The organism is Geobacillus sp. ZGt-1 (assembly GCF_001026865.1).
Classification (GTDB): domain Bacteria; phylum Bacillota; class Bacilli; order Bacillales; family Anoxybacillaceae; genus Geobacillus; species Geobacillus thermoleovorans.
Window position 1 is genome coordinate 103,801 of record NZ_LDPD01000028.1, and the last position, 1,986, is coordinate 105,786.

Annotated in this window: 2 protein-coding genes; both read right to left on the reverse strand. The window is 52.2% G+C overall.

Features of this window, described 5'->3' with window-relative positions; translation table 11 throughout:
• Positions 1-59 precede the first annotated feature (59 nt).
• Positions 60-209 carry a hypothetical protein gene (locus VU18_RS18420; RefSeq protein ID WP_014197001.1) on the reverse strand — a complete coding sequence of 50 codons (150 nt, stop codon included), beginning with the start codon at positions 207-209 and terminating at the stop codon, positions 60-62.
• Positions 210-417: 208 nt separating this feature from the next.
• The gene (locus VU18_RS14965; RefSeq protein ID WP_014197003.1) at positions 418-1,800 is read right to left on the reverse strand and encodes a glycine--tRNA ligase; all 1,383 of its coding nucleotides are present in this window, start codon (positions 1,798-1,800) and stop codon (positions 418-420) included.
• Positions 1,801-1,986 lie beyond the last annotated feature (186 nt).

Below are 1,986 nucleotides of genomic sequence, written 5' to 3' on the forward strand. Positions count from 1 at the left end.
TTTGGCAAATCATTTGCCCAAAAAAAAATTGCCCTTGAGGCAATTGGCGTGCGGATCGGTTATTCGCTTTGTTCAACAGCAAACGGATTGCCGCTAATTTGTTTTCTTATTTCATCCGTCAACGTAAACGGTTCGTTTTTCGCGGCGTTTTCGCCGGCGTCACTAGGCTGATGGCCACTGCCATCGTAATAGATCGGTTTTCCTTCCATGATGGCTAACCCCCTTGATTCGTGCAGGATGCAGGAACTAGTCTATGCTTCTATTTTACCATTTATGCGGCGGAAATTCGATGGTTTTTTGAAATTTTAACTATAAAAGCGGTTCCGTTTCCAGACTTTTTTCAATCGCCTGCTTCCTTGTTTGGCAAAAAAGCCGATAAAAAACCGGGGCCTCACGAATGCCCCGGCGTTCCCGTCATCAAAAAGCGATTTTTTCATCCAAAAAGGCTTTGAGCTCCCCAATCGGCAACCGCACTTGTTCCATCGTGTCGCGGTCGCGCACGGTCACTTGGCCGTCTTGTTCAGACTCGAAATCGTATGTGATGCAAAACGGCGTGCCGATTTCATCTTGGCGGCGATACCGCTTGCCGATCGAGCCGGTTTCATCATAGTCGACCATGAAATGTTTCGCCAGCTCTTCGTAAATGCGGCGCGCCCCATCAGCGAGCTTTTTCGACAACGGCAAGACAGCCGCTTTGTACGGTGCAAGCGCCGGATGCAAATGCATCACCGTCCGGGTCGTGCCGTCTTCCAGCTCTTCTTCGTCATAGGCGTCGATCATAAACGCCAACGTGACGCGGTCAGCGCCAAGCGACGGCTCAATGCAGTACGGGATGTAGCGTTCATTCGTTTCTTGGTCGAGATAATGGAAGTCCTCGCCCGAGTATTCCATATGCCGCTTTAAGTCGTAATCCGTGCGCGACGCGATGCCCCACAGCTCGCCCCAGCCGAACGGGAAATGGTACTCGATGTCAGTCGTGGCGTTGCTGTAGTGGGACAATTCTTCCTTCGCATGGTCGCGCAGGCGGATGTTGTCCTCCTTCATGCCAAGCGACAGCAGCCACTCCTTGCAAAACTGCTTCCAATACTCAAGCCATTGCAGCTCTTCGCCCGGTTTGCAGAAAAACTCGAGCTCCATCTGTTCAAATTCGCGCGTGCGGAACGTAAAGTTGCCCGGCGTAATTTCATTGCGAAAACTTTTGCCGATTTGCGCGATGCCAAACGGCAATTTTTTGCGCATCGTGCGCTGGACGTTTTTGAAGTTGACGAAAATGCCTTGCGCTGTCTCTGGGCGCAAATAAATTTCGTTGGCGCTCGACTCGGTGACGCCTTGGTACGTTTTGAACATTAAGTTGAACTGGCGAACGTTCGTGAAATCGCGGCTGCCGCATTCCGGACAGGCGATGTCGTATTCCTTGATGAGTTCATCCATCTTGGCAAGCGGCAAACCGTCGACGATCATCTCGATCCCTTTTTCCTCGAGCGCCTTCTCAATCAACTTATCGGCGCGATGACGCGCTTTGCACTGTTTGCAGTCGACCATCGGATCGTTGAAGTTGCCTAAGTGGCCGGACGCTTCCCACGTTCTCGGGTTCATTAAAATGGCGGCGTCGAGCCCGACGTTGTACGGCGACTCTTGAACGAATTTTTTCCACCACGCCCGTTTAATGTTGTTTTTCAGCTCAACGCCAAGCGGGCCGTAATCCCATGTGTTCGCCAGCCCTCCGTAAATTTCCGACCCCGGAAAAACGAAGCCGCGATGCTTGGCATGTGCGACGATTTCTTCCATTGTGACAGCCATCGTGTTCATCCTCCTTCAATGTGATGTCCACCAATCAAAAACGCCCTCGCCCCTAGGCCTGACGCCTAGGGACGAGAGCGTAGCTCCCGCGGTTCCACCCTAGTTGATGCGCAAATCACGCATCCCCTTTTTGCCATTTCCGCTCCGGACTGCCGTTTCATTAACCATCTTCGCCGGGCTTCCACC

Excerpts from the sequence above, each read along its gene's own strand:
- VU18_RS18420 (WP_014197001.1), bottom strand. The coding sequence starts at position 209 with ATGGAAGGAAAACCGATCTATTACGATGGCAGTGGCCATCAGCCTAGT.
- VU18_RS14965 (WP_014197003.1), bottom strand. The coding sequence starts at position 1,800 with ATGGCTGTCACAATGGAAGAAATCGTCGCACATGCCAAGCATCGCGGC.